Origin of the sequence: Leclercia sp. 29361 (genome assembly GCF_011290365.1) — a bacterium.
Taxonomy (GTDB): domain Bacteria; phylum Pseudomonadota; class Gammaproteobacteria; order Enterobacterales; family Enterobacteriaceae; genus Enterobacter; species Enterobacter tamurae.
On record NZ_CP049786.1, the window covers coordinates 4843072 to 4862332 of the forward strand.

General features: G+C 56.7%; 23 protein-coding genes. 11 read left to right on the top strand and 12 right to left on the bottom strand.

All coding sequences use genetic code 11. The annotated features are described in order from the left end of the window. Window positions 1-51: 51 nt before the first annotated feature. Both G7090_RS23165 and G7090_RS23170 read right to left on the bottom strand, forming a co-directional pair. Window positions 52-1047, bottom strand: coding sequence for a LacI family DNA-binding transcriptional regulator (locus G7090_RS23165; RefSeq protein WP_166184910.1), 996 nt, complete (start codon window positions 1045-1047; stop codon window positions 52-54). A gap of 21 nt (window positions 1048-1068) precedes the next feature. Further along, window positions 1069-1617, bottom strand: a complete 549-nt coding sequence (locus tag G7090_RS23170; protein WP_106995753.1) for a helix-turn-helix domain-containing protein — start codon at window positions 1615-1617, stop codon at window positions 1069-1071. 102 nt (window positions 1618-1719) lie between these two features. Between G7090_RS23170 and G7090_RS23175 the strand changes: the two genes are divergently transcribed. Both G7090_RS23175 and G7090_RS23180 read left to right on the top strand, forming a co-directional pair. Beyond that, window positions 1720-2379, top strand: a complete 660-nt coding sequence (locus G7090_RS23175; RefSeq protein ID WP_166184914.1) for an AzlC family ABC transporter permease — start codon at window positions 1720-1722, stop codon at window positions 2377-2379. Then, window positions 2379-2702, top strand: coding sequence for an AzlD domain-containing protein (locus G7090_RS23180; protein WP_166184917.1), 324 nt, complete (start codon window positions 2379-2381; stop codon window positions 2700-2702). The genes G7090_RS23175 and G7090_RS23180 overlap by 1 nt, the downstream gene beginning before the upstream one ends. A 41-nt stretch (window positions 2703-2743) precedes the next feature. Here the strand turns inward: G7090_RS23180 and G7090_RS23185 are convergent, their stop codons facing one another. Beyond that, complete coding sequence (locus tag G7090_RS23185) at window positions 2744-2956, bottom strand: DUF1471 domain-containing protein (protein WP_106995750.1); 213 nt, start codon at window positions 2954-2956, stop codon at window positions 2744-2746. A gap of 114 nt (window positions 2957-3070) precedes the next feature. Beyond that, a complete protein-coding gene (gene fdhD, locus G7090_RS23190) occupies window positions 3071-3907 on the bottom strand; it encodes a formate dehydrogenase accessory sulfurtransferase FdhD (protein WP_166184920.1) in 837 nt (278 codons plus the stop codon). A gap of 403 nt (window positions 3908-4310) precedes the next feature. Between fdhD and fdnG the strand changes: the two genes are divergently transcribed. The 4 genes from fdnG to fdhE are packed head-to-tail and all read left to right on the top strand — an operon-like array spanning window position 4311 to window position 9834. Further along, window positions 4311-7361, top strand: a complete 3051-nt coding sequence (fdnG, locus tag G7090_RS23195) for a formate dehydrogenase-N subunit alpha (protein WP_166185549.1) — start codon at window positions 4311-4313, stop codon at window positions 7359-7361. A 12-nt stretch (window positions 7362-7373) separates the two neighbouring features. Then, a complete protein-coding gene (gene fdxH / locus G7090_RS23200; RefSeq protein WP_106995747.1) occupies window positions 7374-8276 on the top strand; it encodes a formate dehydrogenase subunit beta in 903 nt (300 codons plus the stop codon). Continuing rightward, window positions 8273-8908 (top strand): formate dehydrogenase cytochrome b556 subunit, encoded by a 636-nt coding sequence (fdoI, locus tag G7090_RS23205; RefSeq protein WP_106995746.1) that lies wholly within the window; start codon window positions 8273-8275, stop codon window positions 8906-8908. Before fdxH ends, fdoI begins: the two co-directional genes overlap by 4 nt. After that, window positions 8905-9834 (top strand): formate dehydrogenase accessory protein FdhE, encoded by a 930-nt coding sequence (gene fdhE / locus G7090_RS23210; protein ID WP_166184923.1) that lies wholly within the window; start codon window positions 8905-8907, stop codon window positions 9832-9834. The genes fdoI and fdhE overlap by 4 nt, the downstream gene beginning before the upstream one ends. 38 nt (window positions 9835-9872) lie before the next feature. Here fdhE and nadS read toward each other — a convergent pair whose 3' ends face one another. Together nadS and G7090_RS23220 are read right to left on the bottom strand one after the other, a co-directional pair. Next, the gene (nadS, locus tag G7090_RS23215; protein WP_166184926.1) at window positions 9873-10163 is read right to left on the bottom strand and encodes a NadS family protein; all 291 of its coding nucleotides are present in this window, start codon (window positions 10161-10163) and stop codon (window positions 9873-9875) included. Continuing rightward, window positions 10164-10475: a toxin HigB-2 gene (locus tag G7090_RS23220; protein WP_106995744.1), complete on the bottom strand. Its 312-nt coding sequence runs from the start codon at window positions 10473-10475 to the stop codon at window positions 10164-10166. Window positions 10476-10781: 306 nt separating this feature from the next. Here G7090_RS23220 and G7090_RS23225 point away from each other — a divergent pair, with 306 nt between their 5' ends. Next, window positions 10782-11024, top strand: a complete 243-nt coding sequence (locus G7090_RS23225) for a type II toxin-antitoxin system ParD family antitoxin (RefSeq protein ID WP_106995743.1) — start codon at window positions 10782-10784, stop codon at window positions 11022-11024. Further along, a complete protein-coding gene (locus tag G7090_RS23230) occupies window positions 11017-11304 on the top strand; it encodes a type II toxin-antitoxin system RelE/ParE family toxin (protein ID WP_166184929.1) in 288 nt (95 codons plus the stop codon). The genes G7090_RS23225 and G7090_RS23230 overlap by 8 nt, the downstream gene beginning before the upstream one ends. A 5-nt stretch (window positions 11305-11309) precedes the next feature. On the opposite strand, the gene fabY is transcribed toward G7090_RS23230, so the two are convergent. From fabY to G7090_RS23260, 6 genes are all read right to left on the bottom strand, one after another. Further along, window positions 11310-12251, bottom strand: a complete 942-nt coding sequence (gene fabY, locus G7090_RS23235; protein ID WP_166184932.1) for a fatty acid biosynthesis protein FabY — start codon at window positions 12249-12251, stop codon at window positions 11310-11312. A 44-nt stretch (window positions 12252-12295) separates the two neighbouring features. Beyond that, the gene (dtd, locus tag G7090_RS23240) at window positions 12296-12733 is read right to left on the bottom strand and encodes a D-aminoacyl-tRNA deacylase (protein ID WP_106995740.1); all 438 of its coding nucleotides are present in this window, start codon (window positions 12731-12733) and stop codon (window positions 12296-12298) included. Further along, complete coding sequence (locus tag G7090_RS23245) at window positions 12730-13611, bottom strand: virulence factor BrkB family protein (protein ID WP_106995739.1); 882 nt, start codon at window positions 13609-13611, stop codon at window positions 12730-12732. Before G7090_RS23245 ends, dtd begins: the two co-directional genes overlap by 4 nt. Further along, the gene (gene yihX / locus G7090_RS23250; protein WP_106995738.1) at window positions 13605-14204 is read right to left on the bottom strand and encodes a glucose-1-phosphatase; all 600 of its coding nucleotides are present in this window, start codon (window positions 14202-14204) and stop codon (window positions 13605-13607) included. The genes G7090_RS23245 and yihX overlap by 7 nt, the downstream gene beginning before the upstream one ends. Window positions 14205-14322: 118 nt before the next feature. Beyond that, window positions 14323-15123, bottom strand: coding sequence for a DeoR/GlpR family DNA-binding transcription regulator (locus G7090_RS23255; protein WP_166184935.1), 801 nt, complete (start codon window positions 15121-15123; stop codon window positions 14323-14325). 34 nt (window positions 15124-15157) lie between these two features. Then, entirely contained in the window at window positions 15158-16054 is an 897-nt protein-coding gene (locus G7090_RS23260) for a sugar kinase (protein WP_166184938.1), read from the bottom strand. Between the two features lie 155 nt (window positions 16055-16209). Between G7090_RS23260 and yihU the strand changes: the two genes are divergently transcribed. Genes yihU through yihS form a run of 3 tightly spaced genes read left to right on the top strand, consistent with a single transcriptional unit; the run spans window position 16210 to window position 19248 of the window. Further along, the gene (gene yihU, locus G7090_RS23265; protein ID WP_166184941.1) at window positions 16210-17106 is read left to right on the top strand and encodes a sulfolactaldehyde 3-reductase; all 897 of its coding nucleotides are present in this window, start codon (window positions 16210-16212) and stop codon (window positions 17104-17106) included. 10 nt (window positions 17107-17116) lie between these two features. Further along, on the top strand, window positions 17117-17992 hold the full coding sequence (yihT, locus tag G7090_RS23270; RefSeq protein WP_166184944.1) for a sulfofructosephosphate aldolase: 876 nt from the start codon (window positions 17117-17119) through the stop codon (window positions 17990-17992). Between the two features lie 14 nt (window positions 17993-18006). Continuing rightward, entirely contained in the window at window positions 18007-19248 is a 1242-nt protein-coding gene (gene yihS, locus G7090_RS23275) for a sulfoquinovose isomerase (RefSeq protein WP_166184946.1), read from the top strand. The last annotated feature ends 13 nt before the right edge of the window (window positions 19249-19261 follow it).

Below are 19261 nucleotides of genomic sequence, written 5' to 3' on the forward strand. Positions count from 1 at the left end.
TACAAACCAAAACGTTTCGGATTTGTGATCGGGTTTAGAAATTGGGGAAAATTATGCCGTCTGGCCCGGGGAGAATTCTGGCTGCCACAGCACCTGAAGCTGGCTGATATCGTCGCCGTTAATCAGCTGTAGCACCATATCGGCGATCTGCTTGCCCACCCCCTGACGGGTGGACTGGATCACCGCCGCCACGTCGATATCGACAATGCTGTCCTGCGGCAGACCGTCGTACACCACCAGCGCCACACCATTCTCGCCGGTTAAACGTCCCATCTGCGCCAGCGCCATCGCGGCCCCGTCGCCATGGGTGTTGCAGTCGGTGACGATCGCCGTGGGAGCGACATCCAGCGCCAGCAGCGCCTGAGTGGTGGTGTAACCCGCCCGGCGTGAAGGTGGCATGGTGCGCAGCCATTCGCTGGAGAGCCCCGCCTCGTTCAGGGCATCAAGGTAGCCCTGGCGGCGCTGGGTAATAAACGCCTGATTGTTGCTCTCACCCAGCAGCGCGATGCGCTGATGACCCTGCCCGATTAACCGTCGGGTCGCGTTATACGTGCCCGCATAGTTATCGAAGTCAAACCAGGCATAGGGCTTCGGCAAATGGCTGCGGCCCAGCGCGAGGAACGGGAACCCGGCGGCCTGCAGCTGCTCGAGACGCGGATCGTTATCCAGGGTATGGGCCACGATCAGCGCATCCACGCGACGGCTCTGTACCATGCGCATGTAGCTGTGCTTGTCGGCCAGATCGTCGTCGGCAATCAATAATAGATCGATCTCATGTTGCGCCAGTTCGTGGCTAATTTCGCCGACCATCTCCATAAAGACGCTATTATTGAGCGGAACGGGATGCACCGGGAAGACCAGCCCTACCGCGTCGATTTTGCCCATCTTCAGACGACGGGCAAAGGTATTCGGCCGATAGCCGCGGCGCTGCGCTTCGGCTTCCACGCGGGCACGCGTCTCGCTGGAAACGTCAAAATAGCCGTTGAGGGCGCGGCTCACCGTCGTTACCGACAGTCCCAGTTCTTTGGCAATGGCTTTAAGCGACATGATTATCCGTGTCTTTGGGTGTTAGTTTTGTTCTGCCACCATGAGCGCCCAGGTATCGGGCTCAAGGGCTTTGAAGATGTGCGGCTGGTCTGCAGGATAGCAAATATAGTCCCCTTCCCCGAGCGCTTCCGGCGCATCGATGAGGCCGACCAGCGCCCGGCCCTGAGTAATAATAATGTGTTCAACCGAACCCGGCGGATGGGGATGAGATATACGATCCGCACCCGGCTGCGCCATCAGCATGTAGATATCACGTCGGGCCCCCGGCGGGCAGGTCGCCAGCAAAATGGCCTCATAGTTAGCCTGTTCGGCACTGACTTTAGTCCCTTCGCCACGGCGGATCACCTGGGTTGTGGGCTGTTGCGGTTCCAGCAAACGGGCAAAGGGAATATCCAGCGCCACGCAGAGCGACCACAGGGTTTCGAGGCTGGGATTGCCGTTGCCGGACTCCAGTTGGGAGAGGGTGGATTTGGCGATCCCGGCCCGGCGAGCGATCTCCGCCAGTGAAAGCCCGGTCCGCATGCGCTCCCGCACCAGGCTTTTGGCGATTACGCTGATTGGCTGCGTCATAAAACGGTCTCTTGTTCTATAAATCGAACGAATCGTTCATCTTGATAAACGAATGTGATGCGTTCATTATAATGGATACTCGTTCGATATGGCTAAAATTGTATGAAACAGTCTTTCTCTTGTCTCAAAGGCGACACCATCAAGGCGATTATTCTCGTGTGTCTGGCGGTGGGCGTGGTGGGGATGTCCTACGGCTCGCTGGCGATGGCGTATGGCTTCCCGCTGTGGGTACCCTTTGTGCTCTCGATTTCGGTGCTGGCGGGCGCCTCGGAATTTATGTTTATCGGCATCGTCGCCAGCGGGGGCAATCCCCTTGCCGCAGCGGCGGCCGGGCTGCTGGTCAACGCCCGCCATGTTCCCTTCGGCGTGACGGTGCGTGAGCTGGTGGGAAAACGCGGCGCCAGCTTCCTTGGCTGCCACATTATGAATGACGAAAGCGTGGTGTTTGGCCTGTCGCAAAAAACACCTGAGCAGCGCAAGGCCGCCTACTGGCTCTGCGGTCTGGGGGTGGCAATTATCTGGCCGCTGGGCACCCTGCTGGGGGCGATGGTCGGCAAGCTGCTGCCAGAGCCGGAAACCATCGGGCTGGATGCGGTGTTCCCGGCCATTCTACTGGCGTTGGTTGTGCCCGCCTTTAAGAACCGCACGACGCTGATCCGCGCCTGCAGCGGTGCGGCCCTGTCCCTGGCCGCCGTACCCTTTGCCCCGGTCGGTCTGCCGGTGCTGCTCTCCCTGCTTGGCCTCGCGACGAGGAAGAAATAATGGAAAACATGACCGTCTTTATTCTCGGCATCGCCCTGCTGTCGGCGGGCACCTACCTGATGCGTCTCGGCGGAGCGAAGCTGGGCAGCCGGTTAGCGCTGTCTGAACGCTCCCAGGCGCTGCTGTCGGATGCGGCAACGGTACTGTTGTTTTCGGTGGCGCTGGCGACCACCTTCTATGAAGGGGAACATTTTGCCGGGATGGCGCGGGTGCTGGGCGTAGGCTTTGCGGTTTTCCTCGCCTGGCGCAAGGTGCCGTTGATTTTCGTGATCGTCGCAGCGGCAGTGGTGACGGCGTTATTACGCCTGGCAGGCATAAACTAAAAAAGCGCCCCGGGGGCGCTCTTTCGACAGATACTGTGCTGTTATTTGTTCAGTTCAGCGGTCATGTGTACACGGTTACCGGCGAAAGCCTGAGTAATGGTGTAAGACGATGCGCCTGCCTGCTCGGCCTGAGCCGCGATTTTCGCTTCTGCGCCATCAATGGTGCTGGCGGAGGCGGTAACAGACTGGGCAGCGAAAGAACCGAAAGAGGTAGCCAGAGCGATTACTGCAACAAAAGTTTTGATGGTTTTCATGATATAAATCCTTGCGATGAGTTGTTGTTGTAAGGCGTTGTGCCTTGATGTGATAAATAATAGGCCTTATCACCGTTAACTGATAGCGGAAGGATTTGCTCTCAACATTCAAAATTATTGATCAACAATCAGACGTTCCGGATGGGTATAAATCGTGGCTCTTCCTGGCTTGCAGAACCCTACCAGCGTCAGGTTACAGCGCTCGGCCACCTCAACCGCCAGCGTGGTGGCTGCAGAGACCGCAAAAAGAATCTCAACCCCGCACATCGCCGCCTTTTGCACCATCTCATAGCTGGCCCGGCTGGAGACCAGCGCGGCACCCTGCTGCCAGGCGTCACTTTCTCCCGCCCGACGACCCAGCAGTTTATCCAGCGCCACATGGCGTCCGACATCTTCATGCCCGCCCGCGATCTCGCCCGACGGCATTACCCAGGCGGCGGCATGGGTACAGCCGCTCAGCTGTCCGATGGGCTGCACGTCGTTGAGATGCGCCAGCGCCCGATCGAGATGGGCAAGGTTAAAACGCTGGGTGAAGGACAGCGGCACCACGGGCTTGCCGATATCGTTAAGCTGCTCCACGCCGCAGACGCCGCAGCCGGTGCGCCCCGCCAGCGCCCGCCGACGTTCTTTTAATCCCATAAAGCGGCGGCTGGAGAGTTCAATCTGCACTTCGAGACCATTGCAAACGGATATCACCTCCATGCCGTAGATCTCACGCGGGTGCTCAATGATGCCTTCAGACAGCGAAAAGCCGATGGCAAAGAGCTCCAGATCTTTCGGCGAGGCCATCATCACCACGTGGGAGATACCGTTATAAACCAGCGCGACGGGCACCTCTTCCGCCAGGAAATCGGGAGTCGGGAGGCTAATCTGAGGGGGTCTGTGTACCCGGCGCTCTGCCACGCCGACAGGTAGCGACGTAATGCGGGTATCACCATTTTGTTTCAACACAACGAATATCCTGAGCAACCACGGGGGAGGCCTGCTATTGCACCATACTTTTCCAGGCTGGCGCATAGTATGGATCAATTTTTACCGCCCTGTCCGCGCAACTTTACCGGAGATTCAAACCCGAGGGAGAAACAGATTTGTAACAGTTTCGGGGCACCATGTGATCAATATCACATTTTATAATCATCACCGTGATAATACGTTCACTTTGTTTTAACGCCGTTGGAACAAGCGTACCGACATTGTGGTATTCTGGCATACCCCTCGTGGAAATGAGGGTTTAACGCAAATTTTCAACTTTGCGGTCAAAAAATAGCCGTGAAGTAAAACAATAATTACCCCCAATAATTCGCGCGCAGGCGCGAGGAAATGAAGGGTAGCAATGTCGAAACAAGGAGTGACCATGCAGGTCAGCAGAAGGCAGTTCTTTAAGATCTGCGCTGGCGGTATGGCAGGCACCACGGCGGCGGCACTGGGCTTTGCGCCCGGCGTAGCGCTGGCGGAAACACGGCAGTACAAACTGCTGCGCACCCGCGAAACCCGTAACACCTGTACGTACTGCTCTGTCGGCTGTGGGCTGTTGATGTATAGCCTCGGTGACGGTGCAAAAAACGCCAAAGCATCTATTTTCCATATCGAAGGTGACCCGGATCATCCGGTCAACCGCGGTGCGCTCTGCCCGAAAGGGGCAGGTCTGGTGGACTTCATCCACTCAGAAAGCCGCCTGAAATTCCCGGAATATCGCGCGCCAGGCTCCGATAAATGGCAGCAAATTGGCTGGGACGAAGCGTTCGATCGCATCGCTAAGCTGATGAAAGAAGATCGCGATGCCAACTTCATGGCGCAGAACGCCGAAGGCACCACCGTTAACCGCTGGCTCTCCACCGGCATGCTGTGTGCGTCAGCCTCCAGTAACGAAACCGGCTATTTAACCCAGAAATTTACGCGCGCACTCGGTATGCTCGCGGTCGACAACCAGGCGCGTGTCTGACACGGACCAACGGTAGCAAGTCTTGCTCCAACATTTGGTCGCGGTGCGATGACCAACCACTGGGTCGACATCAAGAACGCCAACCTCATCGTGGTGATGGGCGGTAACGCCGCTGAAGCACACCCCGTCGGGTTCCGCTGGGCGATGGAAGCCAAAATCCACAACGGTGCGAAACTGATTGTGATCGATCCCCGCTTTACGCGTACTGCGTCAGTGGCGGATTTCTACACCCCGATTCGTTCAGGTACTGACATCACTTTCCTGTCAGGCGTACTGCTGTACCTGCTGACCAACGAAAAATATAACCGCGAATACACCGAAGCCTATACCAACGCCAGCCTGATCGTGCGTGAGGATTATCACTTCGAAGATGGCCTGTTCAGCGGTTACGACGCCGATAAACGCAAGTACGACAAAACCAGCTGGAACTACGAGCTGGATGAGAAAGGCTTTGCGAAGCGCGATACCACCCTGCAACACCCGCGCTGCGTCTGGAACCTGCTGAAAGAGCACGTCTCCCGCTATACGCCGGACGTGGTGGAGAACATCTGTGGGACGCCGAAGGCCGACTTCCTGAAGGTGTGCGAGATGATCGCTGAAACCAGCGCTCACGATAAAACCGCCTCGTTCCTGTATGCCCTTGGCTGGACGCAGCACTCTGTCGGTGCGCAGAACATCCGTACCATGGCGATGGTTCAGCTGCTGCTCGGCAACATGGGGATGGCTGGCGGCGGCGTCAACGCCCTGCGCGGTCACTCCAACATTCAGGGTCTGACTGACCTCGGTCTGCTGTCGCAAAGCCTGACGGGTTATATGAACCTGCCAAGCGAGAAACAGACCGACCTGCAAACCTACCTGACGGCCAGCACACCAAAACCGCTGCTCGAAGGCCAGGTGAACTACTGGGGCAACTATCCGAAGTTCTTCGTCTCAATGATGAAGGCCTTCTATGGTGACAAAGCGACGGCGGAAAACAGCTGGGGCTTTGACTGGCTGCCGAAGTGGGACAAGGGTTACGACGTTCTGCAGTACTTCGAGATGATGAACCAGGGTCAGGTCAACGGCTATATCTGCCAGGGCTTTAACCCGGTAGCGTCGTTCCCGAACAAGAACAAAGTTGTCGCCTCTCTGTCGAAACTGAAGTTCCTGGTGACCATTGACCCGCTCAACACCGAGACGGCGACCTTCTGGCAGAACCACGGTGAATCGAACGATGTCGATCCATCGAAGATTCAGACCGAAGTGTTCCGTCTGCCGTCCACCTGCTTCGCGGAAGAGAACGGTTCTATCGTCAACTCCGGCCGCTGGCTGCAGTGGCACTGGAAAGGCGCGGACGCCCCGGGCATCGCCATGAACGACGGCGAGATCCTGGCCGGCATCTTCTTACGCCTGCGTAAGATGTACGCCTCTGAAGGCGGCGCGAACCCGGAACCGGTGCTGAACATGACCTGGAACTACTCGACGCCGGAGAACCCATCCCCGGAAGAAGTGGCGATGGAGAGCAACGGTAAGGCGCTGGCGGATGTTATCGACCCGGCCACCGGCGTGGTTCTGGCGAAGAAAGGCGATCAGCTCAGCACCTTTGCGCACCTGCGCGATGACGGCACCACCTCAAGTGGCTGCTGGATCTTTGCCGGGAGCTGGACGCCGAAAGGCAACCAGATGGCCAACCGCGACAACGCCGACCCGTCAGGTCTCGGCAATACGCTGGGCTGGGCATGGGCGTGGCCGCTGAACCGCCGCATTCTCTATAACCGTGCCTCCGCTGACCCGCAGGGAAACCCGTGGGATCCGAAGCGTCAGCTGCTGAAGTGGGACGGCGCCAAATGGGGCGGCGTGGATATTCCGGACTATAGCACTGCCGCACCAGGCAGCGATGTCGGGCCGTTTATCATGCAGCCTGAAGGGATGGGACGTCTGTTTGCTATCGATAAGATGGCGGAAGGCCCGTTCCCGGAACACTACGAGCCGTTTGAGACGCCGCTGGGCACCAACCCGCTGCACCCGAATGTGGTCTCTAACCCGGCCGCCCGTATCTTTAAAGGCGATTTCGAGGCGCTGGGTAAAAAAGACAAGTTCCCGTATGTCGGCACCACCTACCGTCTGACCGAGCACTTCCACTACTGGACCAAGCACGCGCGGCTTAACGCCATCGCGCAGCCGGAACAGTTCGTGGAGATCGGCGAGAAGTTGGCGAATAAACTCGGCATCAATCAGGGCGATACCGTCAAGGTCTCCTCCAACCGCGGCTACATCAAGGCCAAGGCGGTGGTGACCAAGCGTATTCGCACGCTGAACGTTCATGGTCAGCAGGTGGATACTATCGGTATTCCGATTCACTGGGGTTATGAGGGCGTGGCGAAGAAAGGGTTTATTGCCAACACCCTGACGCCATTCGTCGGTGATGCGAACACGCAGACGCCGGAGTTCAAGGCCTTCCTTGTGAACGTGGAAAAGGTGTAACGGAGACGACTTATGGCTTATCAATCGCAAGACATTATTCGTCGTTCCGCGACTAACAGTTTCACCCCCGCGCCTCAGGCGCGGGACCACCAGCAGGAAGTGGCGAAGCTTATCGACGTGACCACCTGTATCGGCTGTAAAGCCTGTCAGGTGGCCTGTTCGGAGTGGAACGACCTCCGTGATGAAGTGGGTCACAACGTCGGGGTGTATGACAACCCCGCCGATCTGACCGCCAAATCCTGGACGGTGATGCGCTTCTCGGAAGTGGAGCAGAACGACAAACTGGAATGGCTGATCCGCAAAGATGGCTGTATGCACTGCGCGGATCCGGGCTGCCTGAAGGCTTGCCCGTCTGAAGGGGCGATCATTCAGTATGCCAACGGCATCGTCGACTTCCAGTCCGAACAGTGCATCGGCTGCGGCTACTGCATCGCGGGCTGTCCGTTCGATGTGCCGCGCCTGAACCCGGAAGACAACCGCGTCTATAAATGTACGCTGTGCGTCGACCGTGTGAATGTCGGCCAGGAGCCGGCCTGCGTGAAGACCTGTCCAACCGGCGCCATTCATTTTGGCTCCAAAGAGGATATGAAAACGCTGGCGGGCGAGCGCGTATCCGAGCTGAAAACCCGCGGTTACGACAACGCAGGCCTGTACGATCCGGCCGGTGTTGGCGGTACCCATGTGATGTACGTGTTGCACCACGCCGACAAGCCGAACCTGTATCACGGCCTGCCGGAGAACCCGGAGATCAGCGCCACGGTGAAATTCTGGAAAGGCATCTGGAAACCGCTGGCCGCCGTCGGGTTTGCCGCGACGTTCGCCGCGAGCATCTTCCACTACGTCGGGGTCGGGCCGAACCGCGCGGAAGAGGAAGATGACAACCTGCATGAAGAGAAAGACGAGGTGCGCAAATGAGAAGACGTGACACCATCGTGCGCTACACGGCGCCGGAACGTATCAACCACTGGGTCACCGCCTTCTGCTTCATGCTGGCGGCGATAAGCGGGCTGGGGTTCTTCTTCCCCTCCTTCAACTGGCTGATGCAGATCCTCGGTACGCCGCAGCTGGCGCGCATCCTGCACCCGTTTGTCGGGGTGGTGATGTTCGCCTCGTTCATCATCATGTTTTTCCGCTACTGGCACCATAACCTAATCAATCGGGATGATATCTTTTGGGCGAAGAATATTCGTAAGATCGTCGTCAACGAGGAAGTGGGTGATACCGGACGCTATAACTTCGGCCAGAAATGCGTATTCTGGGCGGCGATTATCTTCCTGGTCCTGTTGCTGGCAAGTGGCGTGATCATCTGGCGTCCGTACTTTGCGCCTGCTTTCTCAATCCCGGTGATCCGATTTGCGTTAATGCTGCATTCATTTGCCGCAGTGGCGTTAATTGTGGTTATCATGGTGCATATCTACGCCGCCCTCTGGGTGAAAGGCACCATTACCGCGATGGTGGAAGGCTGGGTCACTAAGACGTGGGCGAAGAAACATCACCCGCGCTGGTACCGTGAAGTCCGCCAGAAACAGGAAAAGTCATCTGAATGAGTATTCGCATAATCCCGCAAGATGAGCTGGGTTCGAGCGAGAAACGCACGGCGGAAGTGATTCCGCCGCTACTGTTCCCCAGACTGAAAAACCTCTACAACCGCCGCGCGGAACGCCTGCGTGAGCTGGCAGAGAACAACCCGCTTGGCGACTATCTGCGCTTTGCCGGGTTGATCGCTCATGCCCAGGAAGTGGTGCTGTACGACCATCCGCTGCAGATGGACCTGACCGCGCGCATTAAAGAGGCGAACGTTCAGGGCAAGCCGCCGCTGGATATCCACGTCCTGCCGCGCGATAAGCACTGGCAAAAACTGCTGCACTCGCTGATAGCCGAGCTGAAGCCTGAGATGAGCGGCCCTACGCTGGCGGTGATCGAGAATCTCGAGAAAGCCTCAGAGCAGGAGCTGGAGCAGATGGCGAGCGCGCTGTTTGCCTCTGATTTTTCCTCAGTCAGTAGCGATAAAGCGCCATTTATCTGGGCCGCCCTGTCGCTCTACTGGGCGCAAATGGCCAGTCTGATCCCAGGCAAAGCCCGCGCTGAATACGGTGAAGCACGCCAGTTCTGCCCGGTGTGCGGTTCGATGCCGGTCTCCAGCATGGTGCAAATCGGTACCACTCAGGGGCTGCGCTATCTGCACTGCAACCTGTGCGAAACCGAGTGGCACGTGGTGCGCATCAAATGCAGCAACTGCGAGCAGACCCGCGATCTGCACTACTGGTCGCTGGAGAATGAGCAGTCAGCGGTGAAAGCCGAAAGCTGTGGCGACTGCGGCACTTACCTGAAGATTTTGTATCAGGAAAAAGACCCGAAAGTGGAGGCCGTCGCTGACGATCTCGCCACGCTGATCCTGGACGCCAAAATGGAGCAGGAGGGCTTTGCCCGCAGCTCGATCAACCCGTTCCTGTTCCCGGGTGAAGGGGAGTAATTCCCTTTTAGCCCGGTAGATTTTGCTGCCGGGCTAAATTACTGGGATAGTGCAGGAATGACATGCTGCGGATCGTTAGCAATAGCACGTAGTAGCGCCTTAGCCGGACCTGTAGGTGAACGTCTGCCTTGTTCCCAGTTGCGCAGTGTATCGACACTCACCGAGATTAAATTTGCGAATTTACTCTGCGAAAGGCCGGATGCCTGACGGATTTCTTTAATTTTCATGGCATCGATTTGAAAGGTGCGCGACGGCTCACGTTTGCCCTCGGCAATGTCGTTCATCTGAGCCACGCTTTGGGTTAACCGCTCAAATAGCGCCTTATCCATTTACCACCTCTCAATAATCATTTTCAGTACTGCTTTCTCATTCGCTGACAGGTCATCTTTGATCCCTTTGCGATAGATGAGCAGCAATCGAATTTCATTCTCACGCGAGCGATGAAAATAAATGACTCTTACACCACTACGCTTTCCCTTCCCTCCGGCAAGCCAACGAATCTTGCGTAAGCCTCCCGTGTGCTGAATCAGATCGCCATAGTCAGGCTGCGTTGCCAGAAATACCTGCAGTTTATGGTATTCGTCGTCATCCAGTAATTCTTTGACGTCTTCGGTAAAGATATCCGTTTCAATGAAGAGCATTAAATGTACGCCATTGGCTTATAGTATCAAACGTTAAATGTACGTCAATGACGTACCCCACTCCTGTTACGTTATTGAGTTGAAGTGGACAAATCCACTCGTTCCGCTCAGTACATTTTGTTTCTGCGAGCCGCTTTCCAGATTCGAATCCTCAACAAAACCCACTGTTTTCATCAGCCGAAAACCAGTCTATAACGCTGTATATTCATACAGAAAAAAGGACATAAATAAGCCTATGGAAAAGGATTCGCATTTTACGCTGCTGGTGTTATTTTGTGTTAATAGATAACACAACAGGAAACCACAATGCCCAGAACAACCAGTATCACCCTCGGCGAAAACCTGGACCAGTTCATCAACAGAATGATTGAAAGCGGACGTTATGGCTCGACAAGCGAAGTTGTTCGCTCCGCACTGCGTTTGCTGGAAGAACATGAATTGCGAACCGGTAAACTCCGCGAAGCTCTTGAAGAGGGCCTGCTTAGTGGAGAGAGTTCGCTAACGTTACAAGAGATAGCAGCAAGGAAAAAACGTAACTTAAATGTATAGACTCTCTAATCTGGCAGCTGAAGATTTTGAAGCAATCTATGAATACACATGGCGTCGTTTCGGCCCGTTACAGGCCGACAAATATACAAATGAACTGGACGGACTGCTGAAGTTGCTGGCAAGAAATCCGTTAATGGGAAGGGATTGTCAAAACCTGATTGACGGTGCGCGTCGGCATGATTACGGGCAGCATGCCATATTCTATCGGCACGCGGATGACGCTATTTTTGTCATCCGCATCCTGCATCAGCAAATGGACCCTTTACGACATTTCCGCTAGCACCACTACTCTTCCTCGTTACCGCCCTCTTCATACGCACCAAACGGCTTCGCGGGTAGCACGATATAGGTTCCTTCAAATACTGCGCCAGACGTCTCGTCACCGAACAGTTCCACCAGCATCTGCACGCGGGCTTTGCGGCCGCGGGCCAGTCGGTCGAGATCGCCGCTCAGCGAGCCTAAATCCGCCACTGCGCTCGGCTTGCCGCTGATAGGACGGCTGTAACGAATATGGGCATCGGCGAGGATGATAGTGCCGCCAAGATGACGCTCGCGCAGCATCAGCCAGATGAGTCCCCAGCCGGTGAGCGTCGCCAGCGAGAACAGGCTGCCGGCAAACAGGGTGTGGTGCGGATTCTGATTGCCGCTCTCCGGCATGGTGGTGATGAATTTTTGCCCGGTATACTGTTGAATGCGTACCCCCATCTTTTCGCTCAGGGGGATGTGCTGATACCAGGCCTGCTGCAGCTGACCACACCAGTCGGCACGATGCAGAATATCATCCAGCGAGGCGATGGGTTTGATCATCAAAAAGTGGCGAATCGGGGTGGTTTGCGGGGTAGTGATTTCGCCCTGGTTGATAAAACCCAGCTTGGCAAAGAACTCCACCGCATCTTCGCGCGCGCTACAGGTGACGCGCTTCACGCCCTCCTGACGGGCAACAGACTCCAGCGTCATCGCCATCAGCGTGCCGAGACCTTTGTCCTGCACAGAAGGGTGCACCGCCATAAAGCGGATGGAGGCTTCGTTATCGGCATTGATGTACAGCCGCCCGACGGCGACCAGGTTGCCCTCTTCATCCATCACCATCTGGTGATGCGCCATGGCGTCCCAGGCGTCGCGTTCCGACCCTTTCGGCTGATGTAAGGGCTTACGCAACATCTCCCAGCGGAACTGGTAGTAAAGCGCTAACTCTTCTTCCGTTTGCGGTACTCGAAGGTGATACATAGCTGTACTCTCTCTTGTTACCCGCGGCCGTACCATCAGCTCACTCATACCTGGAGCCAGAACGTGACGGGGCCATCATTTACCAGCGAGACCTGCATATCTGCAGCGAATCGTCCGGTCTGTGTATGCATCTCTTGCTGACGGCAACGGTCAACAAAGTATTCATATAACGCTTCTGCCCGATCCGGCGCCGCTCCTTTTGAGAAGCCCGGGCGCATGCCGCGCTCGGTATCGGCTGCCAGCGTAAACTGCGACACCACCAGCACGCTGCCCCCCGCCTGCTGCACGTTGAGGTTCATTTTGCCTTCCGCATCGCTGAAGACACGGTACCCCAACACGCGCTCGCATAAGCGGTTGGCCTTTTGCTCGTCATCATCCCTTTCGACACCTAACAAGACTAAAAGTCCTGGGCCAATTTCACCCGTCACCTCTCCCTCCACGGTGACGCTGGCACGGGTTACGCGCTGGATTAATGCAATCATGGTTGGTCTGCTTCTCGTCGTTTTTCGGCTTCGGCCGCTTTTTTTAGTTCGCGATATACCCCGAGAGTGACAGTAATCTCGGCGCCAAGCAAGACGATACACCACGTCCAGTAAACCCAGAGGAACAAAATGGGGATCACTGCCAGCACGCCATAAATCAGCTGATAGGAGGGGAACATGGTGATGTAAAGCGCGAAGCCTTTCTTGCCCAGTTCGAAAAGCAGAGCGGCCACCATCGCCCCCACCATCGCATCCCGGTTAGGTACGCGCGTGGTAGGAACAATGCTGTACAACAACCAGAACGCGAGCCAGGACAAGAGCAGCGGGAAGATACGCAGCACATCGTCAATCACACTGTTGAGTTCGCTGGCCCAGCGTAACGAGAGCAGATAAGAGCTGATCGCCAGGCTGGCCCCGGCCAGTAGCGGCCCCAGGGTCAGGATCATCCAGTACACCGCAAACGAGTAAACTTTGGGGCGTGCCCGGGTGCTGCGCCAGATGGTATTGAGCGCGCTATCAATGGCGTACATCAGCAGCAGCGCGGTGACAATAAGCCCACACGCCCCAACCGCGGTCATCTTGCTGGAGTTAGCGACAAACTGCTCGATGTAATTCTGAATCACATCCCCGGTGGCGGGCATGAAGTTGGCAAAGACAAAATGGCGGAGCTGCAGGCTGACATCCGAAAACATCGGAAAGGCGGCAAAAAGGGCAAAAATAACGGCCACCAGCGGCACCAGCGACAACAACGACACGTAGGCGAGGTTACCTGCCAGCGTGGTCATGTTGTCCTCATCGATGCGGTGCCAGAGGAGTTTTAGCCACGCACGCAGCGGTCGGGTGTGGTGGCTGGCTTTTTGATGAACGGTTTTTAGCATAACTGCTTCGCAAAGTAGTCGGGGATCGTCTGTTTTCCGGTCACCAGAATTGACGTGATACCCAACTGGTTAGCTCCCTCTATATTATCGACGTTATCGTCAAAAAAGATGGCGTCGGCGGCAGAGAATCCTTCTGCCTGCAGAACGGCCTGGTAGATCCGCGCTTCCGGTTTACGCATCCCCATCTCCTGAGACAGATAGATCTTGTCCGCCGCCGCTTTCACGTCAGGATATTCTTCCGGCCAGAAAGTCGTGTGCAGACGGTTGGTATTGGACAGCACCACCACCCGATGCCCCTGCTCGCGCAGCTTGTGCATGATGGCAATCACCTCGGGACGAATGCCGACAAAAATCGCCTGCCAGCCGTGGGAGAACTGTTCGTAACTGAGGGGGAGTTCCATCTCATGGCAGAGCTTTTCGGCAAATTGTTCATCCGAAATCTCACCGCGCTCATGCTGATGGAAGGCGTCGCCCATCGTAAAACTTTGCTTAAGCGTCGCCAGCGGAACGCGGCTGAAATCACTCCATGTTCCCAGCACACGATTGAAGTCGATATCGACGATTACGTTTCCTAAATCAAAGATATAGAGCATGTGTTTCTCCTTTTCGCCGTGAAAAGTAACTGTAGCGGGAAAGAAGATGTTTGGCTATGCGCCAGCGCCAGCTTAGAGAAAGGAAGGCACGGCCCGCAGGCCGTGAAAGCAAAAACCGTTAACCGGCCTCTTGTTCATCACCCGGATTCACTTCAACGACCTCAACCTTGCTGGATTTCAGATGCGTTTGCAGGGCAGAGCCGGGAAGTTTATCGGTGAAGAGCGCCGTGGCCTGCGCCACGTTACCGACCTCCACCGCAGCAGAGGCGTGATACTTCGTATGATCGGCCGCGAGTAAAATATGCCGGGAGTGGGCCATCATGGTCTTCGCCACGCTGGCTTCGTTGACATCAAATTCCATCAGCGCACCGTCGGGTTCAATCGCCCCGACGCTGGTCACCAGGTAGTCGGCCCGGAATCCAGACACAAATGCCGTGGCCGCCGGCCCGATAATGCCCCCGTTGTGTGGCCGCAGCGTACCGCCGGGCACCATCACCTCAAAGCGCGGATTTTTGTAGAGAATATGCGCAACCCGCAGGCTGTTGGTGATGATACGCAGATGGTTATGGTTAAGCAGCGCCCGGGCAACGTGTTCAACCGTCGTGCCGATGGTGATAAACAGGGTCGAGCCATCGGGAATATAGTCAGCAATGGCCTCGGCTATCGCCCGCTTCTCTTCAGTCAGGGAGACTTCGCGCTGCTCAAACGCCGTGTTAACCACGCTGGAAGCCCTGCCTGCACCGCCATGATGACGTGTTATCAGCCCCTGGTCGCTCAGTTTGCGGATATCCCGGCGCACCGTTTGCGTGGAAACATCCAGCAGATTCGCCAGTTCATCAATGTTCATATAGCCACGATCGGCAATCAGCGTCAGCAGTTGATCGTGCCGCGGGTTGCCGGTCAGTTCGGTAAGGCTCATGGGCTGTCCTCTGAAAACCATCACGCCCCGCATTTTATACAAAAAGTGACAAAAAAGAGCGGGTTTGATCACAGTCGGGTATACCTGCGCGCCCACCGGGCCTGGTGCATTTCAGTGCCGCGACGGCACTGGCAAAACGCACGGCCTCTGCTGAAGGGGTTTGTTGCGCCAGGCTCACCGCCAGCGCGCCGTGAAAAACATCCCCGGCTCCCGTCGTATCAACCACGTCAACGGGAAAGCCGGGCTGATGGCGAAGCTCGCCATTCTCGAGCCAGTAACAGCCATCACGGCCCTGGGTGACATACACATGTCCATTTGTGAGCGTTTGTGCTTTTTTTAACGCGTCGAGTGGATCATCAACCTGCGTTAAACGCTTCAGGCCCGGTGCAGAAAAAGCCACATGATCGCTCAGAACAACGAGTTCAGCGATATCCTGCGGGGTGACATCTGCATCAAGCAACGTTGGCACGCCCTGCTGACGGGCAAGGGTAAATGCCTGCCTGGCCCCCTCATGCCAGCGTACATCGGCTAAGACCATATCCCACTGCGAAAAGTCGATATTCTTAAGCCAGTCTGCCGTCACAGGAAGATCGGCGCTGGGGTAATTCGCGATAACACGCTCACCACTTGCATCCACCAGCACGGCCGATTGTGACGAGCGGGCCCCTTTTACGACGAGGGTGTGACGCGTATTTACCCCCAGGGATTCCAGCTCCGCGAGTAATCTTCTGCCGGTATCGTCATCCCCCACCCGGCCAATAAAATCCACTTTCGCTCCCAGTTTTGCAGCTGCCACCGCCGCCGTTGCCGCCGGGCCTCCGCCCACTTCCGTATAATCTTTTGCGACATATTTTCCACCTTCTTTCGGTAAATCATCGAGATACCAGATGCGATCCAGCACGGTAATGCCGACACAAACAATGCGAGTCATGGTGATTCCTTCTGCGTTTTCTGATGCTCTCATTTTAATTTCACAAAATGTTTAAAAAGTGACCCGTGTCAATTTTTTGACTATAAATTACAAATACGATCAAAAACAGACAACACAAACGCTCAATAATTGACACGATGTGACAGGAGAGAAGCATGTCAGCAATTGCCTTTATCGGTTTAGGACAGATGGGCGCGCCAATGGCGAAGAATCTGTTGAAACAGGGCCACCAGCTTCGCGTCTTCGATGTAAACCCCCAGGCGGTTCAGGCGCTGGCAGACAGCGGCGCTCAGGCAGCGGCAACCCCTGCGCAGGCGGCAACCGATGCCGAGTTTGTCATCACCATGCTGCCAAACGGCGACCTGGTGCGCACCGTATTGTTCGGTGAGCACGGCGTTTGCGAGGGGCTATCCCGCGACGCGCTGGCGATTGATATGTCCACCATCCACCCGCTGCAGACCGACGCGCTGATCCGCGACATGGCTAAGCAGGGTTTCAGCCTGATGGACGTACCTGTCGGGCGCACATCAGACCATGCCATCGCCGGAACGCTGCTTCTGCTGGCGGGCGGCACGACCCAACAGGTTGAGCGTGCAACACCGGTCTTAATGGCGATGGGCAATGAACTGATTAACGCTGGCGGACCGGGGATGGGTATCCGCGTGAAGCTTATCAATAACTATATGAGTATCGCCCTGAACGCACTTTCTGCTGAAGCCGCCGTCCTGTGCGAAGCGCTCGGCCTCTCCTTTGATGTGGCCCTGAAAGTGATGAGCGGCACCCCTGCAGGTAAGGGCCACTTCACGACCTCCTGGCCGAATAAGGTCCTGAAAGGGGATCTTACCCCGGCCTTTATGATCGATCTGGCGCATAAGGATCTGGGGATCGCACTGGACGTGGCAAACCAGCTCCACGTCCCGATGCCGCTGGGGGCTGCCTCCCGCGAAGTCTACAACCAGGCGCGCGCCGCCGGACGCGGACGCGAAGACTGGACGGCCATTCTTGAACAGGTTCGCGCATCCGCCGGGCTGAATAATCACACAGATAAGTAAGGACTGAGGAATGACGATGTACACCCTGAAAGATATCACTCGACCTTCCGGCGGCTTTGCCATGCTGGCCGTCGACCAGCGTGAAGCGATGCGCCTGATGTTTGCTGCGGCAGGTGCGCCAGTGCCGGTGACCGATAAGCATCTGACAGATTTTAAGGTCAACGCAGCCAAAATCCTGTCGCCGTACGCCTCCGCTATCCTGGTCGACCAGCAGTTCTGCTATCGCCAGATCGTTGAGCAGCAGGCGGTCGCCAGGAGCTGCGCGATGATTGTGGCGGCTGATGAGTTTATTCCCGGGAACGGCATACCCGTCGACAGCGTGGTGATTGATAAAAATATTGATGCCCGGGCGGTCAGACGCGATGGTGGCAAAGCGCTGAAACTGCTGGTGCTGTGGCGAAGCGATGAAGATCCGCAGCAGCGTCTGGAGATGGTGTCGACGTTTAATCAGCTGTGCCATGACAACGGGCTGCTCAGCATTATCGAGCCGGTGGTGCGTCCGCCGCGTCGCGGTGCCGGTTTTGACCGCGAACAGGCCATCATCGATGCGGCGAAAGAGCTGGGCGACAGCGGGGCCGATCTCTATAAGGTGGAGATGCCGCTGTTCGGCAAAGGCACGCAGCAGGCGCTGCTGGCCGCCTCACAAAGGCTGAACGACAACATCGCCATGCCGTGGGTGATCCTCTCCTCGGGGGTGGACGATAAATTGTTCCCCCGCGCGGTGAGTGTGGCGATGCAGGCGGGAGCCTCCGGCTTCTTAGCCGGTCGCGCCGTCTGGTCATCGGTGATTGGCCTGCCGGACACGGACCTGATGCTCCGCGATATTTCCGTACCAAAATTGCAGCGTCTGGGCGAGATCGTCGACGAAATGATGGCCCGCCGTTAAGAAAGGACCCGAACATGAAATGGTTTAATACCCTGAGCCATAACCGCTGGCTCGAACAAGAGACCGACCGCATTCTCGATTTTGGCAAAAACGCCGCAGTCCCCACCGGTTTTGGCTGGCTGGGCAACAACGGTCAGATCCGCAGCGATATGGGCACCCATCTGTGGATCACCGCCCGCATGCTGCACGTCTATGCGGTCGCCGCAAACATGGGCCGCCCCGGCGCTTACGCCCTGGTGGAGCACGGCATCAACGCCCTGAATGGCCCGCTGCGCGATAAGCAACACGGGGGCTGGTACGCCTGCGTCAACGATGAAGGCGTGATTGATGCCTCCAAGCAGGGCTACCAGCACTTCTTCGTGCTGCTGGGGGCGGCGAGCGCCGTCACCACCGGTCATCCGCAGGCACGTAAGCTGCTGGACGATGCCATCGAGGTGATTGAGCGCTATTTCTGGAGCGAACAGGAGCAGATGTGCCTCGAGTCCTGGGATGAAGCCTTCAGCAAAACTGAAGACTACCGCGGGGGCAACGCCAATATGCACGCCGTGGAAGCCTTCCTGATCGTCTATGACGTGACCCACGACCGTAAATGGCTCGACCGTGCCCTGCGCATCGCCTCGGTGATTATTCACGACGTGGCCCGGAAAGGTGAGTATCGGGTCAACGAGCATTTCGACACCGACTGGAACCCGATCCGCGACTACAACATCGACAACCCGGCGCACCGTTTCCGCGCTTACGGCGGTACGCCGGGGCACTGGATCGAGTGGGGCCGCCTGATGTTGCACCTGCGCGCCGCGCTGGAAGCACGCTTTGAAACGCCGCCGGAATGGCTGCTGGAAGATGCCAAAGGGCTGTTCCACGCCACCATTCGTGACGCCTGGGCGCCCGACGGGGCAGATGGTTTTGTCTACTCCGTGGACTGGGATGGCAAGCCGATCGTCCGCGAACGCGTGCGCTGGCCGATCGTCGAAGCGATGGGAACAGCCTGGGCGCTCTATACCGTCACCGGCGAGGCGCAGTACGAAGCCTGGTATCAGAAGTGGTGGGATTACTGCATCAAATACCTGATGGATTACGAAAATGGCTCCTGGTGGCAGGAACTGGATACCAATAACGAAGTGACCACTAAGGTCTGGGACGGCAAGCAGGATATTTATCATCTGCTGCACTGCCTGGTGATCCCCCGATTGCCGCTGGCGCCGGGGTTAGCCCCTGCCGTTGCCGCCGGATTACTGGATAGCCAGGCCAAATAATAAAGTCGGAGTT